The organism is Sphingomonas alba, assembly GCF_023516555.1.
Taxonomy (GTDB): Bacteria; Pseudomonadota; Alphaproteobacteria; order Sphingomonadales; family Sphingomonadaceae; genus Sphingomicrobium; species Sphingomicrobium album.
Genome location: NZ_JAMGBD010000001.1, coordinates 948,956 through 964,011, shown reverse-complemented (window position 1 = coordinate 964,011; position 15,056 = coordinate 948,956). Strand labels below are relative to the sequence as shown.

Below are 15,056 nucleotides of genomic sequence, written 5' to 3'. Positions count from 1 at the left end.
CGCCTGCTCATGAATTGGCATCGAAACTAGAGCGATCTTGGTCGAGCGTGCTCCCCTCATTCGCGTCACGGCAATGCCGTCGGACACCAATCCGTACGGCGGTGTGTTCGGTGGATGGCTGATGGGACAGATGGGGCTGGCCTGCGGATCGTTCGCGTCGCGGCATTCGAGCGGCAAGGCAATTCTTGTGGCAGCCGAGGCGATTAAATTTCCCGGCGCGATGTCGGTCGGCGACGAGCTTAGCGTCTACGTCGACTTGTTGAAGCAAGGCCGGACGTCGCTGACGCTGAAGGCCGAAGCGATCGCGCGCGAGCGGGACGGAGACAAAGAGAAGGTCGTCGCGGAAGGCGAATTCACCTTCGTCGCGCTCGACGGACAAGACAAGCCGCGGGAGATTGCGGCCAAAGAGGAAAGCAATGGCTGAAACCTACGATCTCATCGTCCTCGGCTCTGGCCCCGGCGGCTATGTCGCCGCGATCCGCGCCGCACAGCTCGGCCTCAAGACGGCGATCGTCGAGCGCGAGAACCTCGGCGGCATCTGCCTCAACTGGGGCTGCATCCCGACCAAGGCGTTGCTGCGCTCGGGCGAGATGCTTCACCACATGCGACATGCCGACAGCTTCGGCCTGATTGCCGGCGACGTGAAGCCGGACCTGGCGAAGATCGTTGCCCGGAGCCGCGCTGTCGCCAAGCAGCTTAATCAGGGCGTCACGCACCTGATGAAGAAGAACAAGATCACGGTGCATATGGGTACCGGGACGATCACCGCGCCGGGCAAGATGACGGTCACTGCAGCGGATTCAAAGACAACGGATCTGCAAGCCAAGCACATCATCATCGCGACCGGCGCCAGGGCGCGCGAGCTGCCGTTTGCTGAGAGCGATGGGAAGAAGATCTGGACCTATCGCCATGCGATGACGCCGCCGGAAATGCCGACCGAGCTATTGGTCATCGGATCGGGCGCGATCGGGATCGAATTTGCTAGCTTTTACAATGACATGGGTGCGAAGGTGACGGTCGTGGAAATGCTCGACCGGGTGGTACCTGTGGAGGACGCGGAGGTCAGCGACTTTCTCGCCAAGAGCCTTGCCAAGCAGGGCATGACTCTTCTGACCTCGGCCGGTGTCGACAGCCTGAAGGCTGATGCCAAGGGCGTCGCCGCCAAGATCACGACCAAGGACGGCAAGGTCGAGGAAAAGCGCTTCAGCCATTGCATCGTCGCGGTCGGCATCGCCCCCAACACCGAGAATATCGGTCTGGAGAAGCTCGGGATCAAAACCACCAAGGGCCATATCGACACGGACGCCATGTGCCGGACCAATGTGGCCGGCATTTCGGCCATCGGCGACGTCACCGCTCCGCCCTGGCTGGCGCACAAGGCGAGCCACGAGGGCATCATCGCCGTCGAGGCGATTGCTCAACAGCTTGGCAACAAGGACGTTCATCCACACGCCATGGACCCCAAGAACATCCCCGGCTGCACCTATTGCCACCCGCAGGTCGCGTCCGTCGGCCTGACCGAAGCCAAGGCCAAGGAGGCTGGCCACGAAGTGAAGGTCGGCAAGTTCCCCTTCATCGGCAATGGCAAAGCCATCGCGCTTGGCGAGACCGAGGGCTTCGTGAAGACGGTCTTCGACGCCAAGACCGGCGAACTGCTCGGCGCGCACATGATCGGCGCCGAGGTCACCGAATTGATCCAGGGCTATACGGTCGGCAAGCAGGCCGAACTCGTCGAGCAGGATTTCATCGAAACCGTCTATCCGCACCCGACGCTCAGTGAGATGATGCACGAGAGCGTGCTGGCGGCTTACGGCCGCGTCCTGCACATTTGATGGAGCCAGTTTCCCGATGATTGGACTGATTTTGATGGCGCTGGCGGCACCGGCCATGGACCCGGCAGTCGCGGCCACCGTTCGCTATGACTCAATTGCTTGCCGTACGGTCAAGGAGGGCCCAGCCGGCCGTTGCCAGTTGGCGCTCGTGCCGCGCGGGGATGGAAAAATCTCGGCTTACGCGACCGCAGCCGATGGCCATCAACGCATCATCTACTTTCAGAAGGGCGTCGCCAAGTTCACAGATGCCGGCGGACGCCTTGAGGTCGAGCGGAACGGCGAAACGACGATCATCCGGGTCGGTGGCGCTGAGGTTTATGAAGTGCCGGATCGGCTGGTAGCGGGCGACTGATCCTTGAACACCGAACCGCATAACAACCGGACTTTGTGGATCGCCTTCGCGGCGAACATGGGTATTGCAGTGTCGAAGTTCGTCGCGGCGGCGCTAACGGGCTCGTCGGCGATGCTGACCGAAGGCGTGCACTCGGTCGTCGACAGTTCGAACCAACTGCTGCTGCTTTGGGGACGCAAGGCGTCGCGCCGTCCGCCGGACAAATTGCATCCATTCGGCTACGGGCGCGAAATCTACTTCTGGAGCTTTGTGGTCGCCGTGCTCGTGTTCGCCCTGGGCGCGGGTGTGTCGGTGTACGAGGGCATCATCCACATCGCCGATCCGGAGCCAGCAGTCAGCCCGATCATCGCCTATGGCGTGCTGCTCGTCGCCTTCCTGCTGGAGGGAGGTTCGACGCTGGAGGCGTTTAAGGACTTCAACCAGGCCAAGGGCAAACTGGGGTGGGTCCAAGCCATCATTCAGTCGAAAGACCCGCCGGGCTTCATCGTCCTCCTCGAAAATGGCGCGGCTATGGTCGGCATTCTTGCAGCCGCCATCGGTCTGGGTGTTAGCCAGATCACGGGAGACCCGCGCTACGACGGCATGGCCTCGATCGTAATCGGCTGCATCCTGGGATTCACCGCGGCACTGCTTGCATATGAGTCCAAGGCGCTTCTGATTGGCGAAGCCGCCGATCCGGAGCTGGTAACCGCGATCCACGAAATGGTCGAGCGCCGGGACGGCGTAACGTCGGTGGGTGAAGTGCTGACTGTCCACAGCGCTCCGGATCAGATCACTGCCATGCTCTCGGTCGATTTCGAAGACCATATCTCGGCGCGCGATGTCGAGCGTCTGGTCTGCGACATCGAGCTTGAATGCGAACGGCGGTTTCCGATCATCCGTCGGCTCTACATCCGCCCGCGCAGCGCCGCCGATCAATGCCGGACGGAAGAAGGCGCAGCGCTAATTTAGCCAATTCGGACTGCAGAAGGCGCGCGTTGCAACCCGCTGCCGCTCTGCGCATTGGACGAACATGGACAGGGCGAAAGTGCGCAGGGAGTTTGACCAGGCGGTCAACATGACCGCCGGCGAGCTCGATCGCTGGCTCAAGACCGAGCAAAGCCGCAGCGTCGGATTTCGCCGCGATGGCGCGACCGAAAGCGTCGGCCATGCCAGCGGCCGTCACATCGTCCGTATCCTGAAGAAGCCGGATGACGATCTCGCCGACGGGGATTTTGCCCATATGCGCAAGGTCGTGGGCTACGTACATCGCCATAAGGCGCAACGTCCCGAGAACATCTACACGTCGCGCTGGCGCTACAGCCTGATGAACTGGGGTCACGATCCCACGAAGGAGGATTGAGTGAAGGGCTATCACGACGACATCGAGAAGCAGACCACCGACAATTCCGACTTCCGGCGCGTGCTCTATACCGGCCATCATTTGCAGCTGGTGCTGATGAGCCTTCCGGAGGGATGCGACATCGGTTCAGAGGTCCACAAGGGCCGTGACCAATTCTTCCGGATCGAGGAAGGCAATGGCCAAGTCGACATCGACGACAACACCTATGACGTCGAGGATGGCAGCGGCATCATCGTCCCGGCTGGTGCACGGCACAATGTCCGCAACACCGGGGACAGGCCCTTGAAGCTCTACACGCTCTACGGCCCGCCAGAGCATTTGGATCAGGTCGTCCAGTCAACAAAAGAGGAGGCGGAGGCCCGTCACCCCGCCGAGAGGTGGGACGGCAAGGCGACCGAGTAGAGCATTAACCGTTTAAGAAGGTTTCAGCGGTGTAATCCAATCCATTGGGAGAGAGCCAATGCACAGCATTCGCCAGTCCCGCGGAAGGATTGCGTTTGAGGTCCTCTGCACATTGACGGTCGCCGCATCCTGCGTTGCGGCGTGGATGCAAACCTATGCAACGGCATTCCTTCCGGCCGCTGTGGCCACTGGCCTCTATGGGTTGTGGCACCTTACCGACATGCGCAGTCCCAAGCCGGTAGCCGATGCGCCGGCCCTGCCGGACGAGTCAGATCTGCCGGTCGTGCATTTCATACCCGCCGAGCCTGAGCCCGTCGTCGCTTTCGAGCCAGCCAAGCCGGAGGAAGCGCCGAAAGCAAAGAAACCAAGCCGGAAAAAGAAGGCTACGGTTCAGGAGGTCACCGTCGTAACCGAGGTCGCACAGCCTGAAGCATCGGAGGCGATCGGACCCGAAACTGTCGAACCCGAAACGGTCGAACCCCAGGCAGTCGAGCCGGATATGCTTGAGCCGGAGGTCCCGACGGACTTCCCCGACCGCACCGCGATCGAGGAGGAACTTCACGCCCCGATCGCGCCACTGTTCGAGACCAAGCCGGTCCCGTTCCAGCAGCGCCCGACCTTTGGGAAAAGGGGCAGGCTGGGCCTTTAACTTTTTCGGGCGCGAGACCGCCCAGTTGCCAAGTGTGCTTTGACGCTGCACCACTGGGCCATGGCCCAGTCGATGCATGACGTTTCCGACCCCCGCAACGCCTCGATCCTCATCAACGTCAATGGCGAGCTGAAGCCGCGAGCGGAGGCGGTGGTTTCCGTCTTCGATAGCGGGTTCATGCTGGGCGACGGCGTCTGGGAAGGGCTTCGCGTCCAGGATGCGACCGCCGCCTTCCTAGACCGGCACCTCGATCGGCTGTTCGAAGGCGCCAAGGCGATTGCCATGGACCTTGGCCTGTCGCGCGATGACCTTGCGCGGCGGCTCTACGAGACCATCGACGCCAATGGGATGACCAACGGCGTCCATGTGCGGTTGATGGTGACGCGCGGCATTCGCTCGACGCCTTACCAGGACCCGCGCGTGGTCGTCGGTGCGCCGACCGTGGTCATCATTGCCGAATATAAGGAACCCGACCCGGCGATCTACGAGCGCGGCCTGAAGCTCTTCACAGTCCACGTCCGCCGGGGCGACCCAGCGGTGCAGGATCAGAAGATCAATTCGCATTCCAAGCTCAACTGCATTCTCGCCTCCATCCAGGCGACACAGGCGGAGGCTGACGAAGCTTTGATGCTCGACCCGCACGGGTTTGTGGCGACGTGCAACTCCACGCATTTCTTCATCGTCCGCAGGGGAGAAGTCTGGACGTCTAGCGGCAAATATTGCCTCGGCGGCATTACCCGGCAGCTTGCGCTCGAAGTCGCGCGCGAAGCCGGAATTCCGGCCGTCGAAAAGGACTTCTCTCTGACGGATGTCTACGGGGCGGACGAGGCGTTCGTGACCGGCACCTTTGCCGGCATTGTACCGGTGCGTGAAGTGGATGGACGGAAGCTCGAATGCCGGGGACCGATGGTCGAGCGGCTGCAACGACTCTACATCGAACGCATGGATCGGGACATCGCGGATCAGAAGCGCCCCTTCGACGGAACTCAGGACAGGCCGTGACCATCCGCATCGCCATGTGGTCGGGGCCGCGAAACCTCTCCACGGCGATGATGCGAAGCTTCGGGTCGCGGGCGGATACGTTCGTCTCGGACGAGCCCTTTTATGGCGCCTATTTGAAGCAGACCCGCGACCCGCAGCCCATGGCTGACGAGGTCATCGGCTCGATGGACTGCGACTGGCTAAGCGTGGCGCGGACGATGGCGGGGCCGTGCCCGACTGGCGCGCCCATCTGGTATCAGAAGCATATGGCGCACCATATGGTGGGGCCGGTCGACCATGAGGATCTGCCGGGCCTGAGGCACGCCTTCCTGATCCGCGATCCGGCGCGGGTGGTGGCGAGCTATGCCGCCAAGCGAGTGGCGGTGCGCCCGGATCATCTCGGCGTCGAGCGTCAGGTCGAATATTTCGAGCGCGAGGCGAGCCGGCTGGGGCATGCGCCGCCGGTCGTCGACAGCGCCGACATCCTCGCCGATCCGGCGGCGATGTTGGAGAAGCTGTGCGAGGCGCTCGGCATTGCCTGGGATCCGGTGATGCTAAGCTGGGCGCCGGGGATTCGCGAGACCGACGGAATCTGGGCGTCGCACTGGTACGATGCGGTGGCGGCGAGCACGGGATTTGGGATACCCGACGGTGACCAGGCGGCGCTGGATGACGAAGGCAGGCGCGTCGCCGACCATTGCCGGCCATATTACGAGCGGCTGGCGGAGCACAAAATCACCGCTTGAAGTTGACGTAACGTCAAGCGCTATAGCGGTGTTTATGGAACAGCCGCTCGACATCTCCGAAGTCTGCCGCCGCACCGGCTTCACCAGCCGCGCCTTGCGTTACTACGAGGCGCAGGGGCTGGTGGCGCCGCTCAGGACGTACAGCGGGCGGCGGCTTTATGGCTCCGCAGAGTTGGAGCGGCTGAACCTCATTGTCGCGCTGAAGCGCGCCGGGCTGACGCTGTCGCAGATCGCGAAGCTGACCGGGCGCGGATCGCTCAACCTGGAGCAACTCATCGACGCCCAGCTGGCCGCCATTGCCGAGCGCAAGGCAGAGCTGAAAGAAGCCGAGGGCCTGCTCCGATCCGTCAAGTCACGCATCGACCGCGGCGAGCCCGTCGATGCCGCGACCTTCTGCTCGCTGATCAGGAATGAGGAATTGAGCATGTCGAAAGAGCAGTGGGACAAGATCACCGACCGTTACTTCTCGAAAGAGGAGCAGGCGCACTGGGCCGAGCATGGCCAGGGCGTGCCGGGTGGAATCGACCATGAGGCGTACAACCGGCAGTGGAAGGCGCTGGGCGACAAGGTCGCGGCGGCGATGCCGCTGGGGCCGGACAGCCCGGAGGCGCAGAAACTGTATGACGAGTGGCAGGAATTGCTGGCGCCGTTCAAGGCGGTGGCGACGCCGCAGATGATGCAGGGAGCGACAAAGCTCTACGAGCGGATGGGCGAGTGGAAGGGCGACGTCCAGGCGCCCTTTTCGACCGAGGTCTTCGCCTTCATCCAGGAGATCGGCCGCCGCCGTGCCTCCTGACCTTGTTACGGGCGCCGGCGGTCCTACATTCCATTCAACCGGGATGTGGGGCCGTCGGTACCTCGCCCGTTGACCTTAAAAGCAAAGTCCCTTAGGGGGCCGCTCGTCCGCGGATCGTGTGATTCACACCCGGCGGGCAAGAGCTGAACATTGCTCAAGGACGTGAAGGCCCGGTTTGCCGACAGGCTGGCCGACGCTTTCACGCTTTTTGCTTTGGGCAAAGTAACCGCAGTTGAAAGGTGAAGGCTTCATGCCGACGATTAACCAGCTGATCCGCAAGGGTCGCGAACCGCAGAAGGCCAAGTCGAAGGTCCCTGCGATGGAACAGAACCCGCAGAAGCGCGGCGTTTGCACTCGCGTTTATACGACTACCCCGAAGAAGCCGAACTCGGCTCTGCGCAAGGTTGCCAAGGTCCGCCTGACCAACCAGCGCGAAGTCATCAGCTACATCCCGGGCGAGGGCCACAACCTCCAGGAGCACAGCGTCGTGCTGATCCGTGGCGGCCGTGTGCGCGACCTTCCGGGTGTGCGCTACCACGTGCTTCGCGGCGTGCTCGACACGCAGGGTGTGAAGGACCGTCGTCAGTCGCGGTCGAAGTACGGCGCCAAGCGCCCGAAGTAAGCTGGTTCGTCGGCCGCGCCGCCTGAAAAACGGCAGGCGCGCCGCTCAGATAAAGGAATAACGCAATGTCCCGTCGTCGTCGCCCAGAGAAGCGCGAGATCCTCCCCGATCCGAAGTTCGGAGATATCGTCCTGTCGAAGTTCATGAATTCGGTCATGCTCGACGGCAAGAAGTCCGTCGCCGAGAGCATCGTTTATGGTGCCCTCGAGACCGTCGAGACCCGCCTCAAGAAGGACCCCATCCAGGTCTTCCACGATGCGCTCAACAACGTGAAGCCGGGCATCGAAGTCCGCAGCCGCCGCGTCGGCGGTGCCACCTACCAGGTGCCGGTCGAAGTCCGCGTCGAGCGCGCCCAGGCGCTGGCCATCCGCTGGCTCATCTCGGCCGCCCGCGCCCGTTCGGAGAAGACCATGGCCGGCCGCCTGTCGGGCGAGCTGATGGACGCTTCGCAGAACCGCGGCAACGCCGTGAAGAAGCGCGAGGACACGCACCGCATGGCGGAAGCGAACCGCGCCTTCTCGCACTACCGCTGGTAACCGAATTCATTTTGTAACCCGGGGCCGCCATCCGCGGCGGCCACCGGAATTGGAGATTATCAATGGCCCGCAGCCATCCGCTCGAACTCTATCGCAACATCGGCATCATGGCGCACATCGACGCCGGCAAGACGACGACGACCGAGCGCATCCTTTACTACACCGGCAAGTCCTACAAGATCGGCGAAGTCCACGAAGGCACCGCCACCATGGACTGGATGGAGCAGGAGCAGGAGCGCGGCATCACGATCACGTCGGCCGCGACGACCTGCGTGTGGCGTGCCGAAGAGGGCAAGGGCCCCGAGCACCGCATCAACATCATCGATACGCCGGGTCACGTCGACTTCACCATTGAGGTCGAGCGTTCGCTGCGCGTGCTGGACGGCGCGGTTGCCTGTTTCGACGGCGTGGCCGGCGTTGAGCCGCAGTCGGAGACGGTGTGGCGCCAGGCCGACAAGTACGGCGTGCCGCGCATGTGCTTCGTCAACAAGCTCGACCGCACCGGTGCGAACTTCGAATATTGCGTCCAGTCGATCATCGATCGTCTCGGCGCGCGCCCGGCCGTCCTGTATCTCCCGATCGGGATCGAAGGCGGCTTCAAGGGCCTCGTCGACCTGGTCGAGAACCGCGCCATCATCTGGCTCGAGGAGAGCCTGGGCGCGAAGTTCGAATATCAGGAAATTCCGGACGACCTGAAGGACAAGGCCGCGGAAGCGCGCACCAACCTCATCGAGCTTGCTGTCGAGCAGGACGATGACGCGATGGAAGCGTATCTGGAAGGCAATGAGCCGGACACGGCGACGCTCAAGAAGCTGATCCGCAAGGGCACGCTGGCGATGGCCTTCGTTCCGGTGGTCTGCGGTTCGGCGTTCAAGAACAAGGGCGTCCAGCCGCTGCTCGACGCGGTCGTCGACTATCTGCCGAGCCCGATCGACGTGCCTGCCATCAAGGGCATCCTGCCCAATGGCGACGAAGATTCGCGCCCGTCGGACGACAACGCGCCGTTCTCGGCTCTGGCGTTCAAGATCATGAACGACCCGTTCGTCGGCACCCTGACCTTCGCCCGCATCTATTCGGGCAAGCTGGAAACCTCCTCGCAGGTCCAGAACTCGGTCAAGGACAAGAAGGAAAAGGTCGGCCGCATGCTGCTGATGCATGCGAACGAGCGCGAGGACATCCAGATCGCCTACGCCGGCGACATCGTTGCGCTGGCCGGTCTCAAGGACACGACCACCGGCGACACGCTGTGCGCGACCACCGCGCCGATCATCCTGGAGCGCATGGAGTTTCCGGATCCCGTCATCGAGCTGTCGGTCGAACCGAAGACCAAGGCCGACCAGGAAAAGATGGGCGTCGCGCTCAATCGCCTGGCGCGCGAGGACCCGTCGTTCCGCGTGACGACCGACCATGAGTCCGGCCAGACCATCATCAAGGGCATGGGCGAACTCCACCTGGAGATCCTGGTCGACCGCATGAAGCGCGAGTTCAAGGTCGAGGCTAATGTCGGCGCTCCGCAGGTCGCCTATCGCGAGTATCTCGCGAAGCCGGTGGACCTCACCTACACGCACAAGAAGCAGTCGGGCGGCTCCGGCCAGTTCGGCGAAATCAAGATCAGCGTCGTCCCGGGCGAGCGCGGGTCGGGCTTCCAGTTCTTCGACGAGATCAAGGGCGGCAACGTTCCGAAGGAATACATTCCGTCGGTCGAGAAGGGCCTGCGGGAGACCGCGGAAACCGGATCGCTGATCGGCTTCCCGATCATCGATTTCGAAGTGCACCTGGTCGACGGCAAGTACCACGACGTCGACTCATCGGCGCTGGCATTCGAAATCTGCGCGCGCGGCGCGATGCGTGAAGCGGCCCAGAAGGCCGGCATCAAGCTGCTCGAGCCGATCATGAAGGTCGAGGTCGTGACCCCCGAGGATTACCTCGGCGACGTCATCGGCGACCTCAACTCCCGGCGCGGCCAGATCCAGGGCACCGACACCCGCGGCAACGCCCAGGCGGTTGAAGCCATGGTCCCGCTTGCCAATATGTTCGGCTATGTGAACCAGCTGCGCTCGTTCACGCAGGGCCGGGCCCAGTACAGCATGCAGTTCTCGCATTATGACGAGGTGCCGCAGAACGTCGCCGACGAAGTGAAGGCGAAGCTGGCGTAACCGGTTTTTTGTGGCTATGGGCGCGCTCGCACCATGGGCGGGCGCCCCGGTTTTTAACGTAGAAGAGGCTTAAAATGGCTAAGGCAAAGTTTGAGCGGACGAAGCCGCACTGCAACATCGGCACCATCGGTCACGTCGACCATGGCAAGACGTCGTTGACCGCGGCGATCACCAAGGTTCTGGCCGAGAGCGGCGGCGCGACGTTCGTCGACTATGCGAACATCGACAAGGCTCCGGAAGAGCGCGAGCGCGGCATCACGATCTCGACCGCGCACGTCGAGTACGAGACCGACAAGCGTCACTATGCGCACGTCGATTGCCCAGGCCACGCCGACTATGTGAAGAACATGATCACCGGTGCCGCCCAGATGGACGGCGCGATCCTCGTCGTGTCGGCCGCTGACGGCCCGATGCCCCAGACCAAGGAGCACATCCTGCTCGCCAAGCAGGTCGGCGTTCCGACCATGGTCGTCTTCCTGAACAAGGTCGACCAGGTTGACGATCCCGAGCTGCTCGAGCTCGTCGAGCTGGAAATCCGCGAAGAGCTTTCGAAGCGGGACTTCGACGGCGACAACATTCCGATCGTCGCCGGTTCGGCTCTCGCCGCCCTGGAAGACAAGAACCCGGAGATCGGCAAGGAAGCCATCCTGAAGCTGATGGCCGCCGTCGACGAGTGGATCCCGCAGCCGGAGCGTCCGCTGGACAAGCCGTTCCTGATGCCGATCGAAGACGTGTTCTCGATCTCGGGCCGCGGCACGGTCGTGACCGGCCGCGTCGAGACCGGCGTCGTCAAGGTTGGCGAGGAAGTCGAGATTGTCGGCATCCGCGACACCCAGAAGACCGTCGTCACCGGCGTCGAAATGTTCCGCAAGCTGCTCGACCAGGGTGAAGCCGGCGACAACATCGGCGCTCTGATCCGCGGCATCGGCCGTGAGGACGTCGAGCGTGGCCAGGTTCTCTGCAAGCCGGGCTCGATCAAGCCGCACACCGACTTTAAGGCTGAGGTCTACGTCCTGTCGAAGGACGAGGGCGGCCGTCACACGCCGTTCTTCGCCAACTATCGTCCGCAGTTCTACTTCCGCACGACCGACGTGACGGGCGAAGTCGAGCTGCCGGCCGGCACCGAAATGGTGATGCCGGGCGACAACGTGAACCTGGGCGTCAAGCTGATCGCCCCGATCGCCATGGACCAGGGCCTGCGCTTCGCGATCCGCGAAGGCGGCCGGACCGTCGGCGCAGGGGTTGTCGCCGAGATCACGAAGTAATATAGGGCGCCTTCCGCGCGATTCTCCGGACTTGTTCCAGAGGGTCGCGCGGATCGCTTTTGAGTATAGTGTAAGGCGGCGTTCAGGCCGAAAGGTCTAGCGGCGTCCTTGCCTGTTTGGTTTGCTCCTTCGGGGGCTTGGCTCTTTCGCATCGGTAAGTGGACATGGAAACGCAGAACATCCGGATTCGCCTGAAGGCGTTCGATCATCGAGTGCTTGACCAGGCAACTGGCGACATCGCCGATACGGCTCGTCGTACGGGTGCTCTTATTCGCGGTCCCATTCCGCTGCCGACGCGCATCGAGAAGTTCACCGTCAACCGCTCGCCACACGTCGACAAGAAGTCGCGCGAGCAGTTCGAGGTCCGCACCTACAAGCGGCTTCTCGACATCGTCCAGCCGACGCCGCAGACGGTCGACGCTTTGATGAAGCTCGATCTCGCCGCGGGTGTAGACGTAGAGATCAAACTGGCCTAAGGGCCAGCGCGCAGCGGTTGAATCGCCCCGAGGCGATCCTGCTGACGCAACAATAAGGGATACCGCGGGCGTCCTTCGGGACACCCGGCCTGCGTCCCCCGCATCCCGTCCTTCCGGTCGGGAATAGCCCAAGCGGGGCACGCATCATTTTTTGGGCTGCACGCCCGTGGACCATTGGGGTTTGCGGGCCTCTGTTGGGAGCATTTGGTCATGCGCACTGGCGTGATCGCGAAGAAAATGGGCATGACCCGCCTGTTCCAGGCGGACGGCCGGCACGTGCCGGTTACCGTCCTGCAGCTGGAAGACGTACAGGTCGTCGCCCGTCGCGAAATGGACAAGGACGGCTACACGGCCGTCGCCCTCGGCGCCGGCAAGGCGAAGGCGAAGAACGTCGCCAAGCCGCAGCGCGCTGCATTCGGCAAGGCTTCGGTCGAGCCCAAGGCTCGCGTCGTCGAGTTCCGCGTCGCCGAGGATGCCCTCCTCGACGTCGGCGCGACCATCTCGGCCGACCACTTTGTCGCCGGCCAGTATGTCGACATCAGCGGCATCACCCAGGGCAAGGGTTTCGCCGGCGCCATGAAGCGCTGGGGCTTCGGTGGTCTTCGCGCCACCCACGGCGTGTCCGTCTCGCACCGTTCGCACGGTTCGACCGGTAACCGCCAGGACCCGGGCCGCGTCTTCAAGAACAAGAAGATGGCCGGCCACATGGGCGCCCGCAACCGCACGCAGCAGAATCTCGAGATCGTCCGCACGGACGCCGCCCGCGGCCTGATCTTCGTCAAGGGCTCGGTCCCCGGTTCGAAGGGTGGCTGGCTGCAGGTCACCGACGCCATTAAGCTGCCGCGCAACGAGAACGTGCCCTATCCGGCAGGTCTCCTCGACATAAATGCACCGGAGCTCGAAGTCGATCACGCCGCTGCCGGCCTGGTCGATGAGGCCGCGGTCCACGAAATTCCGGCGCTGCCGAGCGACGAGGAAGTCGCCGCCATCGCCGCCGAGCAGGAAGCCGGTGCGGCCGCTGAAGCAGCTGCCGAAGAGGCTGCTGCGGCTGAAGAGAACAACGATGCCGGTTCGGCCGACGAGGGTGAAGCCCCCGCCGCCGACGAGAGCAAGGAAGGCTAAGCGATGAAGGTCAAGGTTCAGACCCTCGACGCCAAGACGGGCGGTGACATCGATCTCAATGACGAGATCTTCGGTGTCGAGCCGCGTGCGGACATTCTGCACCGCGTCGTCACCTGGCAGCTGATCAACCGCCGTGGTCCGGCCCGCGCCGCGCGTGAGCGCAGCGACGTTGCCCGCACCGGCAAGAAGTTCGGTCGCCAGAAGGGCGGCGGCACGGCTCGCCACGGCGATCGTCGCGCCCCGATCTTCGTCGGCGGCGGTAAGGCGCACGGCCCGCGTGCCCGCGTCTTCACCTCAAGCCTCAACAAGAAAATCCGTGCGCTTGGCCTGAAGATGGCCCTGTCGTCGAAGGCGAAGGACGGCAAGCTGGTCGTCATCGACAATCTCGACGTCAAGGAAGGCAAGACCAAGGCCCTGCACACGCAGCTTGGCAAGCTCGGCTTCGGCAAGACCGCGCTGGTGATCGACGGTGATGCGCTGAACGTTTCGTTCGCTCACGCCTCGGCCAACCTGCAGAGCGTCAATTTGATGCCGGCCATGGGCGCCAACGTTTACGACATCATGCGCCACGAGACGCTGGTCCTGACCCGCGCCGCGGTCGAAAAGCTGGAGGCCCGGTTCAATGGCTAAGAAGCAAGCCGCAGCGGTCGAGAACCGCCACTACGACGTCGTCATGGCGCCGCACATCACCGAAAAGTCGACCATGTTGTCGGACCAGAATGCGGTGGTGTTCAAGGTCGCTTCGACCGCGTCGAAGCCCGAAATCAAGGCGGCCGTCGAGGCGCTGTTCAACGTCAAGGTGACCGGCGTCAACACGATCGTCACCAAGGGCAAGACCAAGAAGTGGAAGGGCCGTCCCTACACTCGGTCGGACAGCAAGAAGGCGATCGTCACCCTCGCCGAGGGCAACTCGATCGACATCACGAGCGGGATCTAAGTCATGGCATTGAAGCAATATAAGCCGACTTCCCCGGCACGCCGCGGCCTGATCCTGGTCGACAAGTCGGCGCTGTGGAAGGGCAAGCCCGTCAAGGCGCTGACTGAAGGCAAGCGCAAGACCGGCGGCCGCAACAACAAGGGCCATGTGACGTCGCGCGGCATCGCCGGCGGTCACAAGCAGAAGTACCGGATCATCGACTTCAAGCGCCGTACCTGGGATGTCGCCGCGACCGTCGAGCGTCTCGAGTACGACCCGAACCGTTCGGCATTCATCGCGCTCGTCACCTACGAGGGCGGCGAACAGGCCTACATCCTCGCTCCGCAGCGTCTGGCTCCGGGCGACAAGGTCATCGCCGGCAAGAAGGTCGACGTGAAGCCCGGCAATGCGATGGAGATCGGCCAGATGCCGGTCGGCACCATTGTCCACAACGTCGAGCTGAAGCCCGGCAAGGGCGGCCAGATCGCTCGTGCCGCAGGCACCTACGTTCAGGTCGTCGGCCGCGACAAGGGCATGGTCATCGTTCGCCTGAACTCGGGCGAGCAGCGCTACGTCCGCTCGGACTGCATGGCGACGGTCGGCGCGGTGTCCAACCCGGACAACGCCAACCAGACCTTTGCCAAGGCAGGCCGCACCCGCTGGATGGGCAAGCGCCCGCTGACCCGCGGCGTCGCCAAGAACCCGGTCGACCACCCGCACGGCGGTGGCGAAGGCCGGACTTCGGGCGGCCGTCATCCGGTTACCCCGTGGGGCAAGCCGACCAAGGGTGCCCGCACCCGTCACAACAAGGCGACCGACAAGTTCATCATCCGGTCGCGTCACGCGAAGAAGAAGGGCTAAGC

General features: G+C 63.3%; 19 protein-coding genes. All 19 read left to right on the top strand.

Annotated features, from left to right (window positions below; translation table 11 throughout):
• The first annotated feature begins 37 nt into the window (after positions 1-37).
• The 19 genes from LZ536_RS05130 (at position 38) to rplB (ending at position 15,054) form a co-directional block, all read left to right on the top strand.
• Complete coding sequence (locus LZ536_RS05130) at positions 38-424, top strand: acyl-CoA thioesterase (protein ID WP_249847219.1); 387 nt, start codon at positions 38-40, stop codon at positions 422-424.
• A complete protein-coding gene (gene lpdA, locus LZ536_RS05125) occupies positions 417-1,832 on the top strand; it encodes a dihydrolipoyl dehydrogenase (RefSeq protein WP_249847218.1) in 1,416 nt (471 codons plus the stop codon). The genes LZ536_RS05130 and lpdA overlap by 8 nt, the downstream gene beginning before the upstream one ends.
• A 16-nt stretch (positions 1,833-1,848) precedes the next feature.
• Positions 1,849-2,184, top strand: a complete 336-nt coding sequence (locus tag LZ536_RS05120) for a hypothetical protein (RefSeq protein ID WP_249847217.1) — start codon at positions 1,849-1,851, stop codon at positions 2,182-2,184.
• A gap of 3 nt (positions 2,185-2,187) precedes the next feature.
• A complete protein-coding gene (locus tag LZ536_RS05115) occupies positions 2,188-3,135 on the top strand; it encodes a cation diffusion facilitator family transporter (protein WP_249847216.1) in 948 nt (315 codons plus the stop codon).
• Between the two features lie 76 nt (positions 3,136-3,211).
• Positions 3,212-3,526 (top strand): DUF3140 domain-containing protein, encoded by a 315-nt coding sequence (locus tag LZ536_RS05110; protein ID WP_249847215.1) that lies wholly within the window; start codon positions 3,212-3,214, stop codon positions 3,524-3,526.
• The gene (locus LZ536_RS05105) at positions 3,527-3,928 is read left to right on the top strand and encodes a cupin domain-containing protein (protein ID WP_249847214.1); all 402 of its coding nucleotides are present in this window, start codon (positions 3,527-3,529) and stop codon (positions 3,926-3,928) included.
• A 58-nt stretch (positions 3,929-3,986) separates the two neighbouring features.
• Complete coding sequence (locus LZ536_RS05100; protein WP_249847213.1) at positions 3,987-4,577, top strand: hypothetical protein; 591 nt, start codon at positions 3,987-3,989, stop codon at positions 4,575-4,577.
• Between the two features lie 72 nt (positions 4,578-4,649).
• Entirely contained in the window at positions 4,650-5,579 is a 930-nt protein-coding gene (locus LZ536_RS05095) for an aminotransferase class IV (protein WP_249847212.1), read from the top strand.
• Positions 5,576-6,304 (top strand): sulfotransferase-like domain-containing protein, encoded by a 729-nt coding sequence (locus LZ536_RS05090; protein ID WP_249847211.1) that lies wholly within the window; start codon positions 5,576-5,578, stop codon positions 6,302-6,304. Before LZ536_RS05095 ends, LZ536_RS05090 begins: the two co-directional genes overlap by 4 nt.
• 34 nt (positions 6,305-6,338) lie before the next feature.
• Complete coding sequence (locus tag LZ536_RS05085) at positions 6,339-7,100, top strand: MerR family transcriptional regulator (RefSeq protein ID WP_249847210.1); 762 nt, start codon at positions 6,339-6,341, stop codon at positions 7,098-7,100.
• Between the two features lie 250 nt (positions 7,101-7,350).
• Positions 7,351-7,722 carry a 30S ribosomal protein S12 gene (rpsL, locus tag LZ536_RS05080; protein ID WP_028969180.1) on the top strand — a complete coding sequence of 124 codons (372 nt, stop codon included), beginning with the start codon at positions 7,351-7,353 and terminating at the stop codon, positions 7,720-7,722.
• Between the two features lie 65 nt (positions 7,723-7,787).
• Positions 7,788-8,258, top strand: coding sequence for a 30S ribosomal protein S7 (gene rpsG / locus LZ536_RS05075; protein WP_249847209.1), 471 nt, complete (start codon positions 7,788-7,790; stop codon positions 8,256-8,258).
• Positions 8,259-8,320: 62 nt separating this feature from the next.
• Positions 8,321-10,414 (top strand): elongation factor G, encoded by a 2,094-nt coding sequence (fusA, locus tag LZ536_RS05070; protein WP_249847208.1) that lies wholly within the window; start codon positions 8,321-8,323, stop codon positions 10,412-10,414.
• Between the two features lie 74 nt (positions 10,415-10,488).
• Positions 10,489-11,679, top strand: coding sequence for an elongation factor Tu (tuf, locus tag LZ536_RS05065; protein WP_249847207.1), 1,191 nt, complete (start codon positions 10,489-10,491; stop codon positions 11,677-11,679).
• 164 nt (positions 11,680-11,843) lie between these two features.
• On the top strand, positions 11,844-12,155 hold the full coding sequence (rpsJ, locus tag LZ536_RS05060) for a 30S ribosomal protein S10 (protein ID WP_028969184.1): 312 nt from the start codon (positions 11,844-11,846) through the stop codon (positions 12,153-12,155).
• A 210-nt stretch (positions 12,156-12,365) separates the two neighbouring features.
• On the top strand, positions 12,366-13,277 hold the full coding sequence (gene rplC, locus LZ536_RS05055; RefSeq protein ID WP_249847206.1) for a 50S ribosomal protein L3: 912 nt from the start codon (positions 12,366-12,368) through the stop codon (positions 13,275-13,277).
• 3 nt (positions 13,278-13,280) lie between these two features.
• On the top strand, positions 13,281-13,907 hold the full coding sequence (rplD, locus tag LZ536_RS05050; protein ID WP_249847205.1) for a 50S ribosomal protein L4: 627 nt from the start codon (positions 13,281-13,283) through the stop codon (positions 13,905-13,907).
• The gene (locus tag LZ536_RS05045; protein WP_249847204.1) at positions 13,900-14,214 is read left to right on the top strand and encodes a 50S ribosomal protein L23; all 315 of its coding nucleotides are present in this window, start codon (positions 13,900-13,902) and stop codon (positions 14,212-14,214) included. The genes rplD and LZ536_RS05045 overlap by 8 nt, the downstream gene beginning before the upstream one ends.
• A gap of 3 nt (positions 14,215-14,217) precedes the next feature.
• A complete protein-coding gene (rplB, locus tag LZ536_RS05040; RefSeq protein ID WP_249847203.1) occupies positions 14,218-15,054 on the top strand; it encodes a 50S ribosomal protein L2 in 837 nt (278 codons plus the stop codon).
• Positions 15,055-15,056 lie beyond the last annotated feature (2 nt).

What these genes read in the sequence shown, in the direction of transcription:
- rplB (WP_249847203.1), top strand. Translation starts at nt 14,218, where the DNA reads ATGGCATTGAAGCAATATAAGCCGACTTCCCCGGCACGCCGCGGCCTG.
- LZ536_RS05085 (WP_249847210.1), top strand. Translation starts at nt 6,339, where the DNA reads ATGGAACAGCCGCTCGACATCTCCGAAGTCTGCCGCCGCACCGGCTTC.
- LZ536_RS05045 (WP_249847204.1), top strand. Translation starts at nt 13,900, where the DNA reads ATGGCTAAGAAGCAAGCCGCAGCGGTCGAGAACCGCCACTACGACGTC.
- lpdA (WP_249847218.1), top strand. Translation starts at nt 417, where the DNA reads ATGGCTGAAACCTACGATCTCATCGTCCTCGGCTCTGGCCCCGGCGGC.
- rpsL (WP_028969180.1), top strand. Translation starts at nt 7,351, where the DNA reads ATGCCGACGATTAACCAGCTGATCCGCAAGGGTCGCGAACCGCAGAAG.
- LZ536_RS05095 (WP_249847212.1), top strand. Translation starts at nt 4,650, where the DNA reads ATGCATGACGTTTCCGACCCCCGCAACGCCTCGATCCTCATCAACGTC.
- tuf (WP_249847207.1), top strand. Translation starts at nt 10,489, where the DNA reads ATGGCTAAGGCAAAGTTTGAGCGGACGAAGCCGCACTGCAACATCGGC.
- LZ536_RS05100 (WP_249847213.1), top strand. Translation starts at nt 3,987, where the DNA reads ATGCACAGCATTCGCCAGTCCCGCGGAAGGATTGCGTTTGAGGTCCTC.
- rpsJ (WP_028969184.1), top strand. Translation starts at nt 11,844, where the DNA reads ATGGAAACGCAGAACATCCGGATTCGCCTGAAGGCGTTCGATCATCGA.
- rplD (WP_249847205.1), top strand. Translation starts at nt 13,281, where the DNA reads ATGAAGGTCAAGGTTCAGACCCTCGACGCCAAGACGGGCGGTGACATC.
- rpsG (WP_249847209.1), top strand. Translation starts at nt 7,788, where the DNA reads ATGTCCCGTCGTCGTCGCCCAGAGAAGCGCGAGATCCTCCCCGATCCG.
- LZ536_RS05120 (WP_249847217.1), top strand. Translation starts at nt 1,849, where the DNA reads ATGATTGGACTGATTTTGATGGCGCTGGCGGCACCGGCCATGGACCCG.
- fusA (WP_249847208.1), top strand. Translation starts at nt 8,321, where the DNA reads ATGGCCCGCAGCCATCCGCTCGAACTCTATCGCAACATCGGCATCATG.
- rplC (WP_249847206.1), top strand. Translation starts at nt 12,366, where the DNA reads ATGCGCACTGGCGTGATCGCGAAGAAAATGGGCATGACCCGCCTGTTC.